Annotated in this window: 21 protein-coding genes; 12 read left to right on the plus strand and 9 right to left on the minus strand. The window is 73.5% G+C overall.

The window, feature by feature from the left end; all coding sequences use genetic code 11:
- Positions 1 to 17: 17 nt before the first annotated feature.
- Together AC067A_RS24755 and AC067A_RS24760 are read right to left on the minus strand one after the other, a co-directional pair.
- Complete coding sequence (locus tag AC067A_RS24755; protein ID WP_479244666.1) at positions 18 to 269, minus strand: DUF3263 domain-containing protein; 252 nt, start codon at positions 267 to 269, stop codon at positions 18 to 20.
- A 12-nt stretch (positions 270 to 281) separates the two neighbouring features.
- The gene (locus AC067A_RS24760; RefSeq protein WP_479244768.1) at positions 282 to 1565 is read right to left on the minus strand and encodes an extracellular solute-binding protein; all 1284 of its coding nucleotides are present in this window, start codon (positions 1563 to 1565) and stop codon (positions 282 to 284) included.
- Positions 1566 to 1765: 200 nt separating this feature from the next.
- Between AC067A_RS24760 and AC067A_RS24765 the strand changes: the two genes are divergently transcribed.
- The 3 genes from AC067A_RS24765 (at position 1766) to AC067A_RS24775 (ending at position 4934) form a co-directional block, all read left to right on the plus strand.
- Positions 1766 to 2716, plus strand: coding sequence for an ROK family protein (locus AC067A_RS24765; protein WP_479244667.1), 951 nt, complete (start codon positions 1766 to 1768; stop codon positions 2714 to 2716).
- Positions 2716 to 3870 (plus strand): N-acetylglucosamine-6-phosphate deacetylase, encoded by a 1155-nt coding sequence (gene nagA, locus AC067A_RS24770; RefSeq protein ID WP_479244668.1) that lies wholly within the window; start codon positions 2716 to 2718, stop codon positions 3868 to 3870. Before AC067A_RS24765 ends, nagA begins: the two co-directional genes overlap by 1 nt.
- Positions 3871 to 4013: 143 nt before the next feature.
- The gene (locus AC067A_RS24775; RefSeq protein WP_479244769.1) at positions 4014 to 4934 is read left to right on the plus strand and encodes a 1-phosphofructokinase family hexose kinase; all 921 of its coding nucleotides are present in this window, start codon (positions 4014 to 4016) and stop codon (positions 4932 to 4934) included.
- 232 nt (positions 4935 to 5166) lie between these two features.
- Here the strand turns inward: AC067A_RS24775 and AC067A_RS24780 are convergent, their stop codons facing one another.
- Both AC067A_RS24780 and cdgB read right to left on the minus strand, forming a co-directional pair.
- Positions 5167 to 6144, minus strand: coding sequence for a CBM35 domain-containing protein (locus AC067A_RS24780; protein ID WP_479244669.1), 978 nt, complete (start codon positions 6142 to 6144; stop codon positions 5167 to 5169).
- 73 nt (positions 6145 to 6217) lie between these two features.
- Positions 6218 to 7930, minus strand: a complete 1713-nt coding sequence (gene cdgB, locus AC067A_RS24785) for a diguanylate cyclase CdgB (protein WP_479244670.1) — start codon at positions 7928 to 7930, stop codon at positions 6218 to 6220.
- 453 nt (positions 7931 to 8383) lie between these two features.
- Between cdgB and AC067A_RS24790 the strand changes: the two genes are divergently transcribed.
- Positions 8384 to 8950, plus strand: a complete 567-nt coding sequence (locus AC067A_RS24790; RefSeq protein WP_479244671.1) for a flavin reductase family protein — start codon at positions 8384 to 8386, stop codon at positions 8948 to 8950.
- A gap of 37 nt (positions 8951 to 8987) precedes the next feature.
- Here the strand turns inward: AC067A_RS24790 and arfB are convergent, their stop codons facing one another.
- Positions 8988 to 9425 carry an alternative ribosome rescue aminoacyl-tRNA hydrolase ArfB gene (gene arfB, locus AC067A_RS24795; protein ID WP_479244672.1) on the minus strand — a complete coding sequence of 146 codons (438 nt, stop codon included), beginning with the start codon at positions 9423 to 9425 and terminating at the stop codon, positions 8988 to 8990.
- A gap of 139 nt (positions 9426 to 9564) precedes the next feature.
- Here arfB and AC067A_RS24800 point away from each other — a divergent pair, with 139 nt between their 5' ends.
- Positions 9565 to 10140: a TerD family protein gene (locus tag AC067A_RS24800; protein WP_479244673.1), complete on the plus strand. Its 576-nt coding sequence runs from the start codon at positions 9565 to 9567 to the stop codon at positions 10138 to 10140.
- A gap of 145 nt (positions 10141 to 10285) precedes the next feature.
- On the plus strand, positions 10286 to 10834 hold the full coding sequence (locus AC067A_RS24805) for a GNAT family N-acetyltransferase (protein WP_479244674.1): 549 nt from the start codon (positions 10286 to 10288) through the stop codon (positions 10832 to 10834).
- Positions 10835 to 10933: 99 nt separating this feature from the next.
- Here AC067A_RS24805 and AC067A_RS24810 read toward each other — a convergent pair whose 3' ends face one another.
- Both AC067A_RS24810 and AC067A_RS24815 read right to left on the minus strand, forming a co-directional pair.
- Positions 10934 to 12328, minus strand: coding sequence for a M1 family metallopeptidase (locus AC067A_RS24810; protein WP_479244675.1), 1395 nt, complete (start codon positions 12326 to 12328; stop codon positions 10934 to 10936).
- A 206-nt stretch (positions 12329 to 12534) separates the two neighbouring features.
- Entirely contained in the window at positions 12535 to 13074 is a 540-nt protein-coding gene (locus tag AC067A_RS24815; protein WP_479244676.1) for a GlcG/HbpS family heme-binding protein, read from the minus strand.
- 214 nt (positions 13075 to 13288) lie between these two features.
- Between AC067A_RS24815 and AC067A_RS24820 the strand changes: the two genes are divergently transcribed.
- From AC067A_RS24820 to AC067A_RS24835, 4 genes are all read left to right on the plus strand, one after another.
- Positions 13289 to 14464: a sensor histidine kinase gene (locus AC067A_RS24820; RefSeq protein ID WP_479244677.1), complete on the plus strand. Its 1176-nt coding sequence runs from the start codon at positions 13289 to 13291 to the stop codon at positions 14462 to 14464.
- Positions 14464 to 15084, plus strand: coding sequence for a response regulator (locus AC067A_RS24825; protein WP_017242455.1), 621 nt, complete (start codon positions 14464 to 14466; stop codon positions 15082 to 15084). Before AC067A_RS24820 ends, AC067A_RS24825 begins: the two co-directional genes overlap by 1 nt.
- A gap of 122 nt (positions 15085 to 15206) precedes the next feature.
- On the plus strand, positions 15207 to 16439 hold the full coding sequence (locus tag AC067A_RS24830) for an FAD-dependent monooxygenase (RefSeq protein ID WP_479244678.1): 1233 nt from the start codon (positions 15207 to 15209) through the stop codon (positions 16437 to 16439).
- Between the two features lie 98 nt (positions 16440 to 16537).
- Complete coding sequence (locus AC067A_RS24835; protein ID WP_479244679.1) at positions 16538 to 17038, plus strand: hypothetical protein; 501 nt, start codon at positions 16538 to 16540, stop codon at positions 17036 to 17038.
- Positions 17039 to 17470: 432 nt separating this feature from the next.
- Here the strand turns inward: AC067A_RS24835 and AC067A_RS24840 are convergent, their stop codons facing one another.
- Positions 17471 to 18139, minus strand: a complete 669-nt coding sequence (locus tag AC067A_RS24840) for a pentapeptide repeat-containing protein (protein WP_479244680.1) — start codon at positions 18137 to 18139, stop codon at positions 17471 to 17473.
- Between the two features lie 97 nt (positions 18140 to 18236).
- Between AC067A_RS24840 and AC067A_RS24845 the strand changes: the two genes are divergently transcribed.
- Complete coding sequence (locus AC067A_RS24845) at positions 18237 to 19469, plus strand: phytoene desaturase family protein (protein ID WP_479244681.1); 1233 nt, start codon at positions 18237 to 18239, stop codon at positions 19467 to 19469.
- A 61-nt stretch (positions 19470 to 19530) separates the two neighbouring features.
- Complete coding sequence (locus AC067A_RS24850) at positions 19531 to 20535, plus strand: zinc-binding dehydrogenase (protein ID WP_479244682.1); 1005 nt, start codon at positions 19531 to 19533, stop codon at positions 20533 to 20535.
- 264 nt (positions 20536 to 20799) lie between these two features.
- On the opposite strand, the gene AC067A_RS24855 is transcribed toward AC067A_RS24850, so the two are convergent.
- Entirely contained in the window at positions 20800 to 21135 is a 336-nt protein-coding gene (locus AC067A_RS24855; protein ID WP_384902015.1) for a hypothetical protein, read from the minus strand.
- Positions 21136 to 21143 lie beyond the last annotated feature (8 nt).

Consider the following 21143-nt stretch of genomic DNA (forward strand, 5'->3'; position numbering starts at 1 on the left):
CGGCTTTCCCCCGGGCCCTACCGCCGGCTCTGCCTCTCCTCCCGGACCCGGCGCAGCCGGTTGACCGTCACCGGGTCGTGGGCGAGCGCACGCGGGTCGTCGAGGAGGGCGTTGAGCAGCTGGTAGTAGCGCGTCGGGGAGAGCCCCAGCCGCTCCCTGACCGCCCGCTCCTTGGCCCCCGGACCGGGCCAGGACCGGCGCTCGAGCGCGAGGAGCGCCTGCTCGCGCTCCCCGAGCGCGCTCTCGCCGCCCGCCGTCTCTTCGGTCATAAGACCAACCTATTACTCGGCGGCCTCCGCCGCCGTCGCCGCCCGGCCGATGGAGGCGAGGACGTCGGCGGGCTTGGCGCCCGGGGCGACGGCCTTGCCGATGTTCTGCTTGACGTTCTCGCTGACCTTGGCCCAGGAGGTCTTGCCGACCGGCGGGAGCTGGGCGTTGGGGAGGCCCTTGAGGAACTCGCGGAGGTTGGCGTACTCGGGGTCGGTCTCCATGCGGGCGGAGGCGCTGACGGTGACCGGCAGGAGGTCGTTGTCCCCGGCGAACTTGAGGACGTTCTCGTCGGTGAAGACGAAGTTGAGGAAGTCGCCGATCTCCTTGCGGTGGCCGTTCTGCTTGAAGCCCATGATCCAGTCGGCGACGCCCATGGAGCTCTTGGGCGTGCCGTCGACGCCGGGGAGGGGGACCTGCCCGACCTTGACGCCCTTCTTGGCGGCCTCCTTGACGAGCGAGGGGTGGCCGTTGAGCATGCCGACCTCGCCGCGCGCGAAGGCGGCGAACGCGGCCTTGCGGTTGAGCTTGCCGGGGGCGACGGGGCCGGTGAGGCCCTTGCCGACGAGGTTCGTGCGGAGCCACTCGAAGGTGCGGACGTTGGCGTCGGAGTCGACGACGTAGTGGTCGGTGGCGTCGGTCCAGCCGCCGCCGCCGCTGAGCAGCCACATCAGGGTCTCGGCCTGGGCCTCCTCGGGGCCGAGGGGCAGCGCGAAGGGGGTGGGGACGCCGTCATCCTTCAGCTTCTCGGCGGCGGCGGCCAGCTCGGCCCAGGTCTTGGGGGCCTTGAGCCCGGCCTGGTCGAAGAGGTCCTCGTTGTAGAAGAGGGGCCGGGTGGAGGCCACGAAGGGCAGGCCGTACTGGGTGCGCTTGGACTCGCCGGCGGCGACGAGCGGGGCGAGGAAGTTGGCCTGGACGGGTATGGAGAGGATCTCGTCGGCGGCGTAGAGCTTGCCGGCGGCGGCGTAGTCGGCGTAGGCGCCGATCTGGGCGATGTCGGGGGCGTTGCCGGCCGCGACCATCTCGGCGACCTTGCGGTCGACGTCGTCCCAGGACTCGACCTGGAGTTCGATCTTGACGCCGGGGTGCTGCGCCTCGAAGGCGGTGACGAGGTCGGTCCAGTACTTCTTGGTGGAGTCGCCGCCGGTCAGGTCGTACTCGGCGGCGACCAGCCGGAGGGTCACGTCGCCGGAGTCACCCCCGAGGGAGCCGCACCCGGCGACCGTGGCGGTCAGTCCGAGGGCGGCGGCGGCCGCGGTCAGTCCAAGGAATCGTCGCCGCTCCACGGCTTCATCCACCTTCTGCTCGTCGTTGAGCTGCGCGGAGCCGGGTGTTCGCTCTTCGCAGGGCCGCAAGTCTCTCCCGGGGCCGGACATGAGGTCTACACCACTTGGGTATCACTTCCGCAACTCGGGGCGGTCCTCGAATTTGTATCCGTACGCAACAATCCTCGGCAGTGGACTAGACCTTTTGGGTGCTCGCGCGCCAGACTGTCCCCGTGAGACACGTCATCGCCCTGGATGTGGGCGGCACCGGCATGAAGGCCGCCCTCGTCGGGGCGGACGGCACCCTGCTCCACGAGGCCCGCCGCGCCACCGGGCGCCGCCGCGGCCCCGAGGCCGTCGTGGAGACCATCCTCGGCTTCGCCGAAGACCTCCGCACCCTCGGCCGGGAACGCTACGGCGAGCCCGCCGCGGCCGCCGGAGTCGCCGTCCCCGGCATCGTCGACGCCGAGAACGGCATCGCCGTCTACGCCGCCAACCTCGGCTGGCGCGACGTTCCCATGCGCGAACTCCTCAGCACCCGTCTCGACGGCATCCCCGTCGCCCTCGGCCACGACGTGCGCACCGGCGGCCTCGCCGAAGGCCGCATCGGCGCGGGCAACGGCGCCGACCGCTTCCTCTTCGTCCCCCTCGGCACCGGCATCGCCGGCGCCATCGGCATCGGAGACCGCATCGAGGCGGGCGCCCACGGCTACGCCGGCGAGATCGGCCACATCGTCGTCCGCCCCGGTGGCACCGACTGCGGCTGCGGCCAGCGCGGCTGCCTGGAGCGGTACGCCTCCGCCTCCGCCGTCTCCCAGGCCTGGGCCGCCGCCAGCGGCGACCCCGAGGCCGACGCCGCCGACTGCGCGAAGGCCGTCGAGTCCGGCGACGCCACCGCCGCCCGGGTGTGGCAGGAGGCCGTCGACGCCCTCGCCGACGGGCTCGTCACCGCGCTCACCCTGCTGGACCCCCGCACGCTCATCATCGGTGGCGGTCTCGCCGAGGCCGGGGAAACCTTGTTCACACCACTCCGGGCCGCGGTGGAGGAGCGAGTCACGTTCCAGAAGCTGCCCGCCATCGTCCCGGCGGCCCTCGGGGACACCGCCGGATGCCTGGGCGCGGGCCTCCTCGCCTGGGACCTGCTCGCCGAACAGCCCCCCACCGACCCGGAGGTTTCCGCCTGATGGCCGATCACAAGGTTCTCGCCGGCGCACACGTCGTGCTGCCCACCGGAATCGTCGAGAACGGACGCGTGATCGTCGACGGCGACCGCATCGCGGGCAGCGCGCCCGAGGGCGCCCCGAGCATCGACCTGACCGGCCACTGGCTCGTCCCCGGCTTCGTCGACATGCACAACCACGGCGGCGGCGGCGCCTCCTTCACCTCCGGCACGGTCGACGACGTCCTCAAGGGCGTCCACACCCACCGCCTGCACGGCACGACCACCGTCGTCGCCTCCTTCGTCACCGGCGAGATGGACTTCCTGACCCGGCGCGCCGGCCTGCTCTCGGAACTCGCCGAGCAGGGCGACATCGCCGGCCTCCACTTCGAGGGCCCGTTCATCTCCCCCTGCCGCAAGGGCGCACACGACGAGACGCTGCTCCGCGACCCCGACCCGGCCGAGGTCCGCAAGCTGATCGACGCCGGCCGCGGCCAGGCCAGGATGGTCACCCTCGCCACCGAGCTGCCCGGCGGCCTCGACTCCGTACGCCTCCTCGCCGAGCACGGCGTGATCGCCGCCGTCGGCCACACCGACGCCACGTACGAGCAGACGGTCGCCGCCATCGACGCGGGCGCCACCGTCGCCACCCACCTCTTCAACGCGATGCCCGCCCTCGGCCACCGCACGCCCGGCCCGATCGCCGCCCTCCTGGAGGACGAGCGGATCACCGTCGAGCTCATCAACGACGGCACCCACCTGCACCCCGCCGCCCTGGAACTCGCCTTCCACCACGCCGGAGCCGAGCGCGTCGCCTTCATCAGCGACGCCATGGACGCGGCCGGCTTCGGCGACGGCCGCTACATGCTCGGCCCCCTGGCCGTCGAGGTGAAGGACAGCGTCGCCCGCCTCGTCGAGGGCGGCTCCATCGCCGGCTCCACCCTCACCCTGGACCGCGCCTTCAAGCGCGCCGTCACCATCGACCGCCTCCCCGTCGAGTCCGCCGTCCAGGCCCTCTCCGCCAACCCCGCCCGCCTGCTCGGCGCCTACGACCGCGTCGGCTCCCTGGAGCCCGGCAAGGACGCCGACATCGTCGTCCTCGACGCCGAGTTCACCCTCAAGGGCGTCATGCGCAAGGGCGAGTGGATCGTCGACCCCCGAGCGCCCGCAGCGGCCTGATCAGGAGTCATGCGCGAGGGCGGTCGGCCGGGGGTCTGGGCCTACCGCCTTTCGTTTGGCATGATCAGTGCCCGTCGCAGCGGTCGTTCCACGCCTCCCCACGAGGCGCGGAGCGAGGAGTACGGAGTACGGGGGTGGGACAGGTGATCCTGACGGTCACCCTCAACACGGCACTGGACCTGACCTACCGGGTCCCCGCCCTCACCCCGCACGCCTCCCACCGGGTCACCCAGGTCATCGAACGCCCCGGCGGCAAGGGCCTCAACGTGGCCCGGGTGCTCGCCGCGCTCGGCCACGAGACGGTGGCCACCGGGTTCGCGGGCGGCGCCACCGGCGCCACCCTGCGGGAGCTGCTCGCACCGACGCCCGTACGGGACGAACTCGTGGAGACCGCGGGCACCACCCGGCGCACCGTCGCGGTCGTCGACACCGCGACCGGCGACACCACGCAGCTGAACGAGCCGGGACCGGTCGTCACCGCCGCCGAGTGGACCGCCTTCCGCACCCGCTTCGCCGAACTCCTGGACGGGGCAAGGGCAGTGGCGCTCTGCGGCAGCCTCCCGCCCGGCATCCACGTGGGGGCGTACGCGGAACTCGTCCGGCTCGCCCGGACCGCGGCCGTGCCCGTACTCCTCGACACCAGCGGGGAACCCCTGCGCCGCGGCATCGCCGCCCGCCCCGACCTGGTGAAACCCAACACCGACGAACTCGCCCAGCTCACCGGCTCCCGCGAACCCCGCCGCGCCACCCGCGACGCGCGCCGCAGGGGCGCCCACGCCGTGATCTCCTCACTCGGCCCCGAAGGCCTCCTCGCCGCCACCCCCGAAGGCCTCTGGCGCGCCGCCCCGCCGGCCCCGGTCCGCGGCAACCCGACCGGCGCCGGCGACTCCGCCGTCGCCGGCCTGATCTCAGGCCTGGTCGAAGACCTCCCCTGGCCCGACCGCCTCGCCCGCGCCGTGGCCCTCTCCGCGGCCACGGTCCTCTCCCCGGTCGCCGGCGAATTCGACACGGCGGCCTACGAGGACCTCCTGCCCCGCGTAAAGGTGACGGAAGAGGCCCCCTGAGAGGGCCCGCCTCCGCTACCGGAGTCCTGTAGGGCCTGTCTGACCATTCCCGTCGGATCAGGCTGGGGCGTTCGGTGCGTGCGATCGGCGTGCGGCGGGGGCGCCCTCGAATGGGGTCTCCCCCGCTCGAGCGAAGCCGAGAGCTTGGGGAAGGAGCTACTGGGGCGTTTCGGCCGTGCGGCGAGCGTGCGTGCCGGGCGGTCCGGACCCGACGGGAATGGTCAGACAGGCCCTAGCCCGGGGTGACTTCCAGCCAGTCGAGCAGCACGTTGCACTGGTTGCCGGCCTCGCACGAGATCTTGATCTCGTTCTCGCCCTTCTGGAGGGTGACCGGCGCCCAGGTGGTCTGCCAGTTCTTCTCCAGGTTCGGGTCCGAGGACTTGACGAAGTTCTTCAGACCGATCGGCTGCGAGTTCGCCTTCCCGTTGACCGTCAGCGTGGCGTTGGCGTCCACGGCCGGGATGGCGTAGCGCACGGTCAGGCGGTACGCGCCCTCCGTCGGCATGTTCGCCTTCCAGGTCACCGAGGCACCGACCTGGTTGAAGCCCGACACGTACACGCCGCCCGCGCCCTCGGCGCCCTTGACGACGGTCTCGGTGGCGGCCGTGCCGCCCAGCTTCAGCGTCGCCGCGTCCTGCTTCGGGAGTTCTTCCGGGGTCTTGTCCGCGCTGGGCTCGGGGCTCGGCTGCTCGGAGACCTGGGAGGACGGAGCCGTGGAGGGAGCGCCGCCGGCCTGGCCGTCCTTGTCCTTGTCGCCCGCGTTGGAGATCACGGCCGCGGTGATGCCGATGACGACGACCGCGACGACCGCGACCGCGCCGATCAGCAGGCCCCTGGTGTTGGGGCCGCGGCCGGAGCCGCCGCCGCGCTGGGGCGGGATGGGGGCCTGGCGGGTCTGCGGGCCGCCGGGACCACCGTGGCCGCCGTAGGTCTCCGGCGCGGCGTACTGCGCCTGCGGCCGGCCGTACGGGGCCTGCTGCTGCGGCGGCACGTAGGGCTGCTGCTGGTGCTGGCCGTACTGGCGCTCGCCGACCGTTCTGACCTGGTTGTACGAGGTCCGGGGCACACCGGGCTGCGCGGGGGCGGGGCCGGGGTAGCCGTAGCCGCCGCCTTGCGGGGGCCGGGCGCCCGCTGCCTGGCCATCCTCGTAGAGGTAGCCGAACGGATCGTCGTCCTCGGGCGTGTTCGCGCCGTCGTTTCCGGCAGCCATCCGGGTCGTCCTCTCCATGCTCGCCAGCCGTCGCCGACCGGCCGAGCCTACCCCGAACGGACGAGCGCTCGACTCAGCCGGCCCGCCGGTGGACCTTGGCGCGGGAGCGTTTCTCCACGTACATCCGCTGGTCGGCGGAGTTCAGGACCTCTTCGACGGTCATCCCGCACTCGGCCCAACCTATGCCGAAACTCGCCCCCACCCGGACCGCCCGCCCGTCCACCCGGATCGGCGGGATGATCGCGTTGCGGAGGCGTACGGCCAGGTCGGCGGCGTCCGCGGCGCCGAGGCCGTCGGCGAGGACGACGAACTCGTCGCCGCCGAGCCGGGCCACGGTGTCGCCGTCCCGCACGCCGGTGGTGAGCCGGCGGGCGACCTCGATGAGGACGGCGTCGCCGGTGTGGTGGCCGAACCGGTCGTTGATCGACTTGAAGCCGTCGAGGTCGCAGAAGAGGACCGCGAGCCCCTTGGTGCCGTCGTCGACCTCGCCACCGGACGGGGCGACCGCGTGGACGTGGTGGTCGTACGGCCCCACACCGCCCGCCGGCTCGAAACCGAAGCCGTGCTCGTGCTCGTGCTCGTACGGCTGCGGTTCGTAGCCGGAGTCGTACGAGGTGTCGTACGAGGTGTCGTGCCCGGTCGCGTAGCCGCCGTCGCGCGCGGAGTCGTAGGCGCCGTACGCGACCTCGTCACCCGGCGCCGACGGGCGCTCGCAGATGCGGGCCGAGAGACGGGAGCGCAGCTCGGCACTGTTGGGCAGGCCGGTGAGCGCGTCGTGCGAGGCCCGGTGGGCGAGCTGGAGCTCGTGCCGCTTGCGCTCCTCGATGTCCTCGACGTGGGTGAGGAGGAAACGCGGCCCGTCGGCGGTGTCGGCGACGACCGAGTTGCGGAGGGAGACCCACACGTACGTGCCGTCGCGCCGCCCGAGCCGCAGCTCGGCCCGGCCGCCCTCGGCGGAGGTCCTGAGCAGGGTCCCGATGTCCTCGGGGTGGACGAGGTCGGCGAAGGAGTAGCGCCGCATCACGGAGGCGGGCCGACCGAGGAGCCGGCACAGGGCGTCGTTGGTCCGCAGCAGCCGGCCGTGCTGGTCGCCGCCCATCTCGGCGATGGCCATGCCGGAGGGCGCGTACTCGAAGGCCTGCCGGAACGACTCCTCGCTGGCCCGCAGGGCCTGCTGCTCGCGCTCCAGGCGGACCAGGGCGCGCTGCATGTTGGAGCGGAGGCGGGCGTTGCTGATGGCGATGGCCGACTGGGAGGCGTACATCTGGAGCGCCTCCTGGCCCCAGGGGCCGGGGTGCCGTCCGTTGCGCGGGCGGTCGACGGATATGACGCCGAGGAGCTCGCGGCCGGAGCCGGAGGCGTACATCGGGGCGTAGAGCCGGTCGTGCGGGTGCCACTCGTCCTCGAAGCGGGGCGCCGGGCCGTCGGTGTGCCACTGGGGGACGTCGTCCTCCATCAGCACCCAGCCCTCGGTGTGCGGGATGAACCGCAGATCCCCCCACGCGACGCCCATGGCCAGGCGCCGCTCCCAGGACTCGCGGGGGCCCACCCGGCCGGTGATCAGGGCCTCGGCGGCGGAGCTTCCGGCGAACGCGGCGACGACCAGGTCACCGTCGGGACGGACGAGGTTGACGCAGGCCAGCTCGTAGTTGAGACCCGCGACGACACCGTCGGCGACGGTCTGCAGGGTGTCCGCCAGGCTGCGGGCAGTGTTGAGGTCCGCCACGACCTGATGCAGCTGCCGCAGGGTCGAGAGACGGACGTACGGCTCCGACTCGGTCTCCATCGCTCGCTCTCCCCGAGACCTCGACAGCAACTCCAGGGTTCTCATCGGCTACGTGTTGCACTGTCACTGCCACTGAATCACAGCGAGCTGCGCACCCGGTACACAGGGTCAGCAAATACTGGCCTCTGTGACTCAAGTCACAGCAGCTCGTGGCGGGTCGCATCTTTCCTCCTGAGGCCTTGCGCCATAGGGCCCACGAGGGGCCGTGGAGGGATCGGGGAGAGGCCGGCGAGAGACCGGACGTGGTGCCCGCGAGGCCCCGGAACGGGGTCCCGGGCAGGGTCCGGGCGGGTCCCGCGCGGAGCCCCGGCGGGGTCCCGCGCGGGGGCCGGAACGGGGTCCCGGGCGGGGTCCCGGACGGGGGGCGTGGGGCAGGACCTAGGACCGGCGGGGGTGACGGACTGGTCCCAGGGGCCGATGCGCGCGGCTCGGGCGCCGGAATAGCGTGCCGGTGTGCTGCAGAAGACCCTCGCCCCGCCCCCCGTCTCCGACCTGGCCATCCCGCATGCTGAGGGGGTGAGCAACGACGAGTTCCGGGCGGCCATGTCCCGCCTCGCGTCGGGCGTGGTCCTGGTGACCGCGCACGACCCCGACGACGGCCCGCGCGGCGAGGACGTCGGCATGACGGCCACCGCCTTCATGTCGGTCTCCCTCGACCCGCCCCTGGTCCTGGTCAGCCTCCGCAACGGCTCCCGCATGGACGACCTGCTCACCGACGTCCCCGTCTGGGCGGTCTCGATGCTCGCGGAGGACCAGCGGCACGTCGCCGGCCGCTTCGCCATGAAGAACCGCGTCAGCGACCGGCTTCTCTTCGCCGACCTCCCCCACACCCGCGGCGAGGCGAGCGGCGCCCTCCTCATGGGCGGCGCGCTGGCCACTCTGGAGTGCCGCACCGAGAGCCGCGTCGTCGCCGGCGACCACACCCTCGTCGTCGGCCGCGTCCTGACCTCCACGCTGCCGTCCGCCTCGAACCGCGGCCCCCTCACGTACTTCCAGGGCAAGTACCGCCACCTGTCCTGAACACGAGGCGGGCACCCGGCCCGGCGCCGACGGACGCTCAGCCCCAGTCGCGGGACCGGCGGGTCTTCTTCGTCTCCGAGCGCTGCTTCTTCTCGCGCAGCCGCCGCTCGTTGATCCCGCGCGGGATCTTCGTCGGACGGCGGGGCTTCGGCGGCGGGGCCGTCGCCTCGGCGAGCAGCGCGGCGAGACGCACCGCCGCCGTCTCGCGGTTGCGCCACTGGGAGCGGTGCTCCGACGCGCGCACCGACACGACGCCGTTGACGAGGCGGGACGCGAGGCGCTCCAAAGCGCGCGCCTTCCACACCTCGGGAAGCGCCTCGGTGGCCGCGAGGTCGAAGCGGAGCTCCACCTGCGAGTCGCTGGTGTTGACGTGCTGCCCGCCGGGCCCCGACGACCGCGAGAAACGCCACTGGAGCTCGGCCTCGGGAAGCGAGACGGAGCCGCGGATGGGATACGGACCGGACATGCCCTCCATGTTCCCTGGAGTGGGCCAGGGGAGTCATCCTGTTTTCACCACGGACCCCACGGGAAACCCTGCGGGAGACCGGACGGGAACCGCCGGAGCCGCGTACGCGTTCCTCCAGGCGACGACATCACGATGAAAGGGACTTTCCATGGCTGTGAGCCTGTCCAAGGGCGGCAACGTCTCCCTGACCAAGGAGGCCCCCGGCCTCGCCGCCGTCACCGTGGGCCTCGGCTGGGACGTCCGCACCACCACCGGCACCGACTTCGACCTCGACGCCTCCGCGATCGGCGTGGACGCCGCCGGCAAGGTCGCGTCCGACGCGCACTTCGTCTTCTTCAACAACAAGTCGACGCCGGACCAGACCATCGTCCACACCGGTGACAACCGCACCGGCGAGGGCGGCGGCGACGACGAGCAGATCAACGTCAACCTCGCGGCCCTCCCGCCGAGCGTCGACAAGATCGTGTTCCCGGTCTCCATCTACGACGCGGTCAACCGCTCGCAGAACTTCGGCCAGGTGCGCAACGCCTACATCCGCATCGTCAACCAGGCCGGCGGCGCCGAGCTCGCCCGCTACGACCTCTCCGAGGACGCGGCCGTCGAGACCGCCATGGTCTTCGGCGAGCTCTACCGCAACGGCGCCGAGTGGAAGTTCCGCGCCGTCGGCCAGGGCTACGCCTCCGGCCTGGAGGGCATCGCCCGCGACTTCGGCGTCAACCTCTGACACGTCACGTCCGACGCGGCAACCTCCGGCGCGTCACCTCGTGCACGTCACCTCTGACACGTCATTTCTTACGCGTCATTTCTGATCCGTCGCACGCAGGTTGAGCCCCGGCCGGGTTTCCCGGCCGGGGCTCTACCCTGTCCGCGTGATCGTCGAAGCCCTCGCCCCCAAGGCCCTGGAGGACGGCGCCGCCCTCCCCGGCGCGCTGCTCACCGAGCTCACCGCGCTGTACGCGTCGAACGCCGAGTTCCAGCAGCTCAGCGGTGACTTCCCAAACCCGTCCGACATCCGGCCCGAGCAGGTCGCGGCCGCGCTCGCCGACGACCTCGCCGAGCCGACCGCCGAGGTGCTGCTGGCCCGTTCCGAGGGCCGGCTCGTGGCCGTCGCCGTGACGCTCGGCCGCCACCCCGACCCGGCCGACCCCGATCCGTGGCTGGGACTCCTCATGGTCCACGCGGACGAGCACCGCGCGGGACACGGCCGCCGGCTCGCCGCGTACGTCGAGGACCGTTTCCGCGCGGCCGGCCGCACCGGACTACGGCTCGCCGTCCTGGAGAACAACCCGAAGGCCCTCGCCTTCTGGACCTCCCTCGGTTACGAGGAGACCGCCCGCCGCCCGGACCTCGCCCACGGCCGCCCGTGCGTCGTCCTGCGAAAGCCGCTGGTCCGAGCCGATCGACAAGACAGGCCCTGAGGCCGAACCGGCTTCCGGTCGAGGGCGGGGCAGGATTCCCTCCACGCGCCGGGCCGGCGGCCCCAGGGCCGGGCCGGCTTCCCCGGCCCGGCTTCCCGCTCAAGGCCGGGCCGGCTTCCCGTCGCCGTAGAGCCAGACGTCCCAGAGGCCGTCGAGGTCCTTCCCCGCCACGCTCTCCGCGTAGGCCGTGAAGTCGTCCGTGGAGGCGTTGGCGTGCCGGTACTTCGCCGGCCAGCCGCGCAGGATCTCGCCGAAGACGGGGTCGCCGACGGTCTCGCGCAGCTTGTGCAGCACCATCGCGCCGCGCTGGTAGACGGGCGGGTCGAAGAGGTTGCCGGGGCCGGGCGGCCGGGCGGGCGGGAAGGCCCAGTTGGCGTCCTGGGCGAAGGCCCGCTCGAAGTGGGTCCGGGCGGGGACGCCCTCGTGCTCCTCCGTGTACAGCCACTCGGCGTACGTGGCGAAGCCCTCGTTCAGCCACAGGTCCCGCCAGGTCGCGGGGGTGACCGAGTTCCCGAACCACTGGTGGGCCAGCTCGTGGACGAGGGTCGTCCGGTCGAACGACGCGGCGGGGAAGACGGGTCGCGTCTGCGTCTCCAGCGCGTAGCCGAGCGGTCCGTCCTTCACGACGATCGCCCCGGCGGCGGAGAACGGGTACGGCCCGAACCGTTCCTCCTGCCGCCCGAGGATCACCGGGATCTCCGCGCGCAGCGCCGCCGTGTCCGCCGTGACCGACTTCTCGACGGCGGTCAGCACGGGCACGGAACCGGGGGCCGTCGCCGTCCCCGTCTCGTAGCGGCCGATCGCGACCGTCGCCAGGTAGCTCGCCATCGGCTCGGACGCGTGCCACACGGTGGTGACGCGGCCGTCGGCGGCCGTACGGCGCTCGGTCCTCACCCCGTTGGAGAACGCGTCGAGGCCGGCCGGAACGGTGAGCGTGATGTCGTACGCGGCCTTGTCGGAGGGGTGGTGGTTGCCCGGGAACCAGGTCATGGAGCCCTCCGGCTCGCCGACCGCGACCGCCCCGCCGGCGGTGCGCAGCCAGCCCTCCGCCGAGCCGTCCGCGTCGGTGATCGGCTCGGGCACGCCCGCGTACGCGACGGTGACCCGGAACTCCGCGCCCTTCGGGATCTCCTCGCGGGGCCGGAGCGTCAGTTCGTCGCCGGCGCGGTTGTACGCGGCGGGGGCGCCGTCGACGGTCGCGCCGTCCACGGTGAGGCCGGCGAGGTCGAGGTTGAAGGCGCTGAGGTCCTGGGTGGCGCGGGCGGTGATCTCGGCGGACCCGTCGATCCGCCCGGTGCGGGGGTCGTACGCGACGGACAGGGCGTAATGGCCCACGTCGTAGCCGCCGTTGCCCAGCCTCGGAAAGTACGGGTCGCGCACCCCGGCGGCCCCCGGCGTGCCGCGTACCCCGCCGGTGACCCCCGTACATCCGCCGGCGAGCAGCGCGAGGGCTACGAGGGCGGCTGCGGCTCCGGTCCGGTTGCGCTGGGTCACGTACCGATCCTAAGCAACCCTCCCGAACCGGGCGCATACGGACCGGCCCGTGGACACGCGGGAACGGCGGCCCACCGGCCGGACCCGCGGACACACGACAACGGCGGCGGCGCCCGGCGGGGGTCCGGGCGCCGCCGCCGGTCAGGGGCGTCGGTGACGGGTGTCCGTGACAAGCGTGAGTGGCGGGCGGCGGCGACGGGAGTCGGTCAGTTGGCGAGGGCGGCGACGCCGGCCCGGGCGAACTTCTCGTCGAGGTCGCCGGAGGGGGCGCCGGCGACGCCGATGCCGGCGATGGGGGCGCCCTTGGCGGTGACGGGGGCGCCGCCGCCGAGGAAGAGGGTGCCGGGGATGTCCTTGAGGGTGGGGGTGTTGGTGAGGCGCTTGACGAGTTCGGAGGTGGGGGCGTTCCAGGAGACGGCGGTGTAGGCCTTCTTCACGGCGGACTCGTAGGACTGCGGGCCGGCGCCGTCGCCGCGGAGGGTGACGAGGGTGTTGCCGTTGCGGTCGACGACGGCGACGGAGACGCGCTGGTTCTCCTTCTCGGCGGCGTCCAGGGTCGCCTGCGCGGCCTTCGTCGCGGCCTCGATCGTCAGGTGCGTCGACTGCCGGAGGTCGGCGTTCCCCGCGTCGGCCGTGATCGCGGTGGGGGCGGCGGCGGCCGGGGCGGAGGCGTTCGCGGAGACGACGCCGAAGGTACCGGCGGCGATGACGGCGGCAGCGGTGGCACCGAAGAGGATCTTCTTCATGAGGGACTCCGTGAGGTGAGGCGCGGCGGGAGACGTTCGTTCGCTCTGCCCTCCATCCTGTGGTCGCGACCGGGTCCCGCCGGTCCACGTACCGGCTGCCCTCCTCGCGCACACTGGAGGACGGCCGGGTCAGCCGATCGGCTGATGCCCCTGTGGTCCCCGCGGGCCACGATGGACAGATAACCCCAGGTCAGGGGCAGAAGGAGGTGGGACGGTGACACGGCCGACGGAACAGGGGCAGGAGCAGGACCCGGACACCCGATGGCTGGCACGGGTCATGCACATCGCCTTCTTCCTCCTCCTCGGCGCCTCGCTGGCCCGCTTCCTGCTGCGCCACCCCTGGGAGGACCGCAGCCCCTGGATCGTCGCCCTCTCCGGCGCGCTCGCCTCCCTGTACCTCCTCGGCCCCGTCGTCGGCACCCGGGCGGCCCCCCGCAGGCTCGCCTGGCTGGGCACGGTCGTCGCCGTCTGGATCGTCCTCGTCGTCCTCGCGCCCAGCTTCGCCTGGTGCGCCGTGCCGCTCTTCTACACGGGCCTGCGGACCCTCCCGGCGCGCGCCGCGCTCGGCCTGGTCACCCTGCTCACCGCGTTCGTGGTCTTCGCCCAGGTGCAGCTCGCGCACGGCGGCTGGGACCCCAACCTGATCGTCGCCCCGCCCGCCGTCGCCGCCATCGCGACCGGGGTGTTCGTGTACTCCGACCGGCAGGCGGCCCGCCAGCGGGCCCTCATCGACGACCTGATCCGCACCCGGCGCGAACTGGCCGCCACCGAGCGGCGGGAGGGCACGCTCGCGGAGCGCCAGCGGCTGTCGATGGAGATCCACGACACCCTCGCCCAGGGTCTGTCCAGCCAGCAGATGCTGCTCCAGGCCGCCGACCGGACCTGGGACAGCGATCCGTCGACGGCCCGCCGCCACGTCCGTACCGCCGAGTCCATCGCCGAGCGGAACCTCGCCGAGGCCCGGCGGTTCGTCCACGACCTGGCGCCCGCCGACCTCGCCGAGGGCGGCAGCCTCGAAGAGGCGCTGCGCGGCCTCGCCACCCGCGAGTCGGCGGCCTTCCGGGTCGACGGGACCGCCGTGCCGCTGCCCGAACGGGTGCAGTCGGCGCTGCTGCGGATCGCGCAGGGCGCCCTCGCCAACATCCGCGAACACGCCGGCGCCGAATCCGCCGCCCTCACCCTCACCTACCTCGACGACCAGGTCGTCCTCGACATCGCCGACGACGGCCGCGGCTTCGACCCCGCCGACACCCCCGGCGGCGTACGCGGCCACGGCCTGCCCGCCATGCGCGTCCGCGCCCGCCAGCTCGGCGGCACCCTCACCGTCGAGTCCGCCCCGGGCGAGGGCACGGTGCTCTCCGCCGCCATCCCCCTCACCCTGGAGCCCTGATGTCCGTACGCATCCTGCTCTGCGACGACCACGTCGTCGTCCGCGCCGGGCTGCTCGCCCTGCTCGGCAGCACCCCCGACATCGAGGTCGTCGGCGAGGCGGGCAGCGGCGAGGAGGCCGTCGCCATGGCGGCCAAACTGAAGCCGGACGTCGTCCTCATGGACCTCCAGCTCGGCGCGGGCATCGACGGCGTCGAGGCGACCCGCCGCATCGCGCCCACCGGCGTCCACGTCCTCGTCCTCACCACGTACGACACGGACGCCGACATCACCCGCGCCATCGAGGCCGGCGCGACCGGCTACCTCCTGAAGGCCGAGCGGCCCGAGGAGCTCTTCGCCGCCATCCACTCCGCCGCCCAGGGCCGCACCGCCCTCTCCCCTCCGGTCGCCAGCCGCGTCATGGACGTGATGCGCGGCGCCGCCGGCCCCAGCCTCACCGACCGCGAGCGCGACATCCTCGGCCAGCTCGGCCGCGGCCTCGGCAACCGCGAGATCGCCCGCGCCCTGTTCATCAGCGAAGCGACCGTGAAGACCCACCTCGGCCGCATCTACGCCAAACTCGGCGTCGACACCCGGGCAGGCGCCGTCGCGGTCGCGAAGGAACGCCGCCTGCTGCCGTGACGGTGTCCCGCCCCGCACGACCGGCAGGACCCCCGCCCCCCAGAGGAGTGTCTTCCCCTGGCATGACGCCCCCTGACACGCACCCACTGCTACTGTGCGCTACTGCCTGACCGCACGGTGTCATGCATCGGTTCTCCGTGGGAGCGCACGTGAAGCTCGCGATCGTCGGCGGCGGCCCCGCCGGCCTCTACCTCTCGATCCTGCTGAAGCGGCAGGACCCGTCCCACGACATCGCCGTGTACGAGCGGAACCCCGAAGGCTCCACGTACGGCTGGGGCGTCACCTACTGGGCCGGACTCCTCGACAAACTCCGCGCGGGCGACCCCGAGTCCGCCGACGCGGTCGCCGAGGCCTCCGTGACCTGGACCGACGGCATCGCCATCGTCCGCGACCAGCGGACCGTCCACCACGGCGACGCCGGCTTCGGCATCGGACGGCGCCGGATGCTCGGGCTGCTCGCCGACCGCGCCCGGGAGCTCGGCGTACGGGTGGAGTTCGAACACGACATCACCGGCCCCGACGCGCCCGAACTCGCCGGCGCGGACCTCGTCGTGGCCGCCGACGGCGTCCACAGCGTGCTCCGCGAAGCACACGCCGACCGCTTCGGACCCACGGTCACCCACGGCCGCAACCACTACATCTGGCTCGGCACCACCAAGGTCTTCGACTCCTTCAGCTTCGCCTTCAAGGAGACCGAGCACGGCTGGATCTGGTGCTACGCCTACGGGTTCAGCGGCGAGCGCTCCACCTGCGTCGTCGAGTGCTCCCCCGAGACCTGGACCGGCCTCGGCCTGGACACCCGCGGCGAGGCCGACAGCCTCAACCTCCTCGAGAAGCTCTTCCACGACCTCCTCGACGGGCACGAGCTGATCGGCCGCGACCGGGCCGACGCCGCCGCCCAGTGGCTCACCTTCCGCACCCTCACCAACCGCGCCTGGCACCACGGCAACCTCGTCCTCCTCGGCGACGCCGCCCACACCACCCACTACTCCATCGGCGCGGGCACCACCCTCGCCCTCGAGGACGCCCTCGCCCTCGCCGACGCCCTGCGCGACCCCACCGACCTCGACACCGCCCTCACCACCTACGGCAAGCGCCGCCGCGCCGAACTCGTCTCCGCCCAGAGCGCCGCCCGCTACAGCGCCCAGTGGTACGAGAACCTCCCCCGCTACATGGACCTCCCCCCGGCCCACATGTTCGCCCTCCTCGGCCAACGCCACTCCCCCCTCCTCCCCCACATCCCCCCTCAGCTCTACTACCGCCTCGACCGCGCCGCCGACCACCTCCAGCCCCTCCGCCGCCTCAAGCGCTGGCTCGCCCCCCACCTGGCCCGAGCCACCCGGCCACGCCACTGAGCACGGCGGGGGACGAGGCGGTGACGGCGGCCGGTCCCGCCGCCGGGTGCCGACGTCCTCCGTGCGAGGGGCGCGGCGGGGCGTGACACCATCGGTCCGTGCTCGACATCGGCTACTCCCTCTCGCGTCGCTTTCCCGACCCGCCGCAGACCGACTACCGCCGCGCGGACGTCCACGCGCTGCGGCACGACCTGTTCTGCGGGGACGTGTACCTCGCCGACACCAAGGCGGACCGTGAGGTGTCCACAGCCTGGGGATGGGTGCCGGTCCTCGACTTCGCCTGGGCCCTGTGCGACATCGTCGAACAACTCGACGAGGACCCGCGCGGCAGCCGCGCCGCGCAGCCGCAGTACGCCGAGCTCGACTTCACCGAGTCCTCGGACCGGATGCTCTTCGAGCGCCGCTTCGGCTGGGTGGACGTCGAAGCCGACTGGATGCCCGGCGACGAGCCGCCGATCACCTTCAACCACGCCGAGCTGCGACGCGAGGCGCGGGACTTCCTGCACGACCTGATCGCCGACCTCACGGACATGCACGAAGGCCTCGCCGACAACCCCGCCATCTGGTCCCTCCAGTCCCGCTTCCCCCGCCTCCGGTAAACCCCCGCCCGGCCCCGCCCCACCGCCGCGTGGGCCTTCGCCCGCCCGGGCCGGCACCCACCGCGCCCCGCTGCCGTGTGGCCCTTCGCCCGCCGCCGTGTGGGCAATCGTCCCGCTGGGCGGGACGGGTGGGCACACGGGACGGCGCCCTCGGCGGCGCCTCCGCCCCTTGTGCCTGGACCCGCACCGGTACGGCGTCGCACCACGTGGTGCGGGTGCAGGCGCGGAAGCCTGGGCCCGGCAAGGGCGCCGTCCGTTGTGCCCACCCGTTCCGCCCCAGCGGAACGATTGCCCACAACGGGCGGGGCGCGGAGGCACGGGGACGGCAGCCCCCGGCGAAGGACGCGCGCAGGCCACGGCAGGGGCACGGGGGCGCAGCCCGCGACGCGAGGGCGGGGGCGCAGACCGCGACGCGGGGGCGGGGCCCCGGGGTCAGGGGACGATGCGGAGGCCGAGGTGGGCGGCGAGGAGCGGCGCGAGATCGAGAAGCTGCGCCGAGGAGATGACGGCCCCGCCCAACGACGACACCCCCCGCGCGATCTCGAGGCGGGAGACCCCCCGCAGGTCGACGTCCTTGAGCCGCACCGAGGAGAAGTCCACCCCGGTCAGCACGCAGTCGACGAACTCGACCCGTTCGAGAACCGCCCCGCCGAAGTCCGGCTCGCTGAGGACCACGCCTTCGAAGACGACGTCCTTGAGCCGGGCGGACCGGAGGTTCAGGTAGTCGCTCTTGCCGCCCCGGACGACGACTCTCTCCAGCACGGCTCCGTGCAGCTGCGCGCCGCCGAGTCGCGCGTCGACGATCTCGACGTCACGGAACTGCGCGCGGGAGAGGTCGGTGCCCACGCCGCGCACTCCGGTGAGGAGGGAGTCGAGGAACCGCGCGTTGGCCAGCCGCGCCTCGTCGAGCCCGCAGTCGCGGAGGGCGCAGTCGAGGAAGCGGGCGCCTTCGCCGGACTGGCCGGTGAGGTCGAGCCCGGTCAGGTCGAGCCCGTCGTAGTCGCCGTCGGGGTCGAGGCCGCCGTCGTACGGCTGGAGGGGAGGCAGGCGCACCTCCGGCCGTCGCGCCCCCGTCACCTGCTTCTTGCGTGTCGTCGCCATGCCCCCATGGTGATGTACGCCACTGACAGCGCCCGGATGTCACGAACGCGGACCCGTCGCCCGTCCCCCGTACGAGACCTGGACGAGGGAGACGGACATGCGGAAGCTCACGATCGTCGGCGGCGGCTTCGCCGGACTGACCGCGGCCATCACCGCCGCCGAGGCGGGCACGAAGGTCACGGTGCACGAGGCCCACCGGACCCTCGGCGGCCGGGCCCGTACCGCCGAGGGCCCGTACCGTACGAACGAGGGCCCGCACGCCCTGTACGCCGGCGGTCCGCACTGGACCTGGCTGAAGCAGCGCGGGCTCCTCGGGCCCCTGGCGCCGCTGCCGGCGGCCGAGGGCCTCCGGTTCCGCTTCCACCGGGGCGGCGCGCTGCGGCGCGTACCCCCGCCGGGTCTGCTGCGCCAGGCGCTGCGCACCGCCGAACGGGCCCCCGTCGACGTCGACTTCCGTACGTGGGTCACCGGCCTCGCGGGGGCCGGCACCGCCGGGGTCGCCGCCGCGTACAGCGGGGTCGCGCTGTTCCACCACGACCCGGGCGCCCTGTCCGCCCGCTTCGTGCAGGAACGCCTGCACCGCGCCGCGTCCCTGCCGCCCGAGGCGCACTACGTCCGCGGCGGGTGGGGTGAGCTGATCGACCGGATGGCGGCGCGCGCGTGGGAGATGGGCGTACGGGTCGAAACCTCGTCCCGGGTCGACGCCCTGCCGGCCGACGGCGGGCCCGTGATCGTCGCGACCGCCCTGCCGGCCGCGGCCCGCCTGCTCGGCGACCCGTCGCTGACCTGGGAGAGCGGCCGCACGGTCCTGCTCGATCTGGCGCTGCGGACCCGGAAGGGCGATCCGTTCGTCGTCTCCGACCTGGACGCGCCGGGCTGGATCGAACGGTTCACCGCGCAGGACCCCTCGCTCGCCCCCGCCGGTCGTCAACTGATCCAGGCCCAGCTGCCCCTCGCCCCCGACGCCTCCAAGACCGACGGCGTCGCCCACGCCGAACGCCTCCTCGACCTCGGTTTCCCCGGCTGGCGCGAACGCACGGTGTGGCGACGCGAGTCCGTCTCCCAGGGCCGCACCGGCGCCGTCGACCGTCCCGGCACCACCTGGCGCGACCGTCCCTCCGTCGACCGCGGCGACGGCGTGTACCTGGTCGGCGACCAGGTGGCCGCGCCCGGCGTGCTCTCCGAGGTGTCCTTCACGAGCGCGGTCGAAGCCGTCTCCCTCGCCCTCCGCGCCGACCGCGGCCGCGCCGTCCGCCCGGGCCGCTCCACCGGCCCCGCCCCCCGCACCCCCCACACCCCCCACGACCGTCTTGACCTCAAGCGCGCTTGAGGTCGGAGGCTGTACGCGTCAAGCCGCTCACGCGCCCGTACGACGACACAGGGGACCCGCCATGCACGCCATCCGCCTCCACGCCTTCGGCCCCGCGGAGAACCTCGCCTACGAGGAGACGCCCGACCCCGTGCCGGGCCCCGGCCAGGTCCGCATCCGGGTGGCGGCGGCCGGCGTACACCTCCTGGACACCGCGCTCCGGGAGGGCGCGCGCGGGCCCTTCCCGACTCCCACCACGCTGCCCACGATCCCCGGCCGCGAGGTCGCCGGCACCGTCGACGCCGTCGGCGAGGGCACCGACCCGTCCTGGCTGGGCCGGCGGGTCGTCGCCCACCTCGGCATGAACCCCGGCGGCTACGCCGAACTCGCCGTCACCGACGCCGCCCGCCTCCACGCCCTGCCCGACCACCTCGGCGAGGCCGAGGCCGTCGCCATGATCGGCACCGGCCGCACGGCCCTCGGCATCCTGCAGTTCACGCAGCTCGGCCCGGACTCGGTCGCGGTCGTGCCCGCCGCCGCCGGCGGCATCGGCACCCTGCTCGTCCAGTACGCCAAGAACGCCGGCGCCACCGTCATCGGCCTCGCCGGCGGCCCCGCGAAGGTCGCGCTCGTCCGGGAGAACGGCGCCGACCTGGCCGTCGACTACACGCGGCCCGACTGGCCGGACGAGGTCCGGGCGTACCTCGAACCCCTCGGCAAACCGGTCACCGTCGTCTTCGACTCGGTCGGCGGCGAGACCGGCCGCACCGCCGTCGACCTCCTCGGCAAGGGCGGACAGCACATCGTCTTCGGCTGGTCCGGCTCCGGCCTCCACGACGGCGAACCGCTCACCTACACCGCGGAGGAACTCGCCTCCCGGGGGATCACCTCGGAGTCCGTCCTCGGCCCCGTCATGATCCAGAAGGCCGGCGGCGACGTCCGCGCCCTCGAACTCGCCGCCCTCCACGCCGCCTCCACCGGCACCCTCCGCCCCGCCGTCCACCCCTTCCCCCTCGCCGACGCGGCGGGCGCCCACCGCGCCCTGGAGAACCGGGGCACGACGGGCAAGGTGGTCCTGGTCCCGTAGGGAACGGAGGCGACACGGGGGACGCGGGAGGACGCCGGGGACGCCGGGGACGCCGGGGACGCCGGGGACGCCGGAGGACGCCGGGAGCGCGGGCCGAGGCCCCGCCGACGTCACGAGACCAGGGCCCGTCCCGCCGACGTCACGAGACCGGGTCCCACCCCGCCCGGATCACATCCCGACCGGGGCCCGTCCCGCCCGGATCACATCCCGACCGGGGCCCGTCCCGCCCGGATCACACCCCGCACGGGCCCCGTCCCGCCCGGATCACACCCCGACGACGTCCCAGGAGTGCGCCTTGAACTCCTTCAGGAAGTCCGGGTGGTCCTCCCACATCCGGGCGACCGACCGCAGCACGTCCCAGTTGTGCTCCAGGGCCTGGTCGACGATCTGCCGCAGTTCCGGCGCCGTCTCCCGCTTCTCCACGAGGCCGTTGACGGCCGCCGCGGCCTGCACGGTGTAGCGGGTGGCGCGCAGGGCACGGGAGGTGTCGTCCATGCCGAAACCGTGGTCGCTGCCGTTCGCCGGGTCGAAGAGCGGAGTCAACCGCGCCTCGATGAAGGCCGTGATCCGCTGGAAGCGCTGCTCGATGTCCGTATCCATGCCCTCTT

This window comes from Streptomyces sp. NPDC043176 (genome assembly GCF_056436715.1).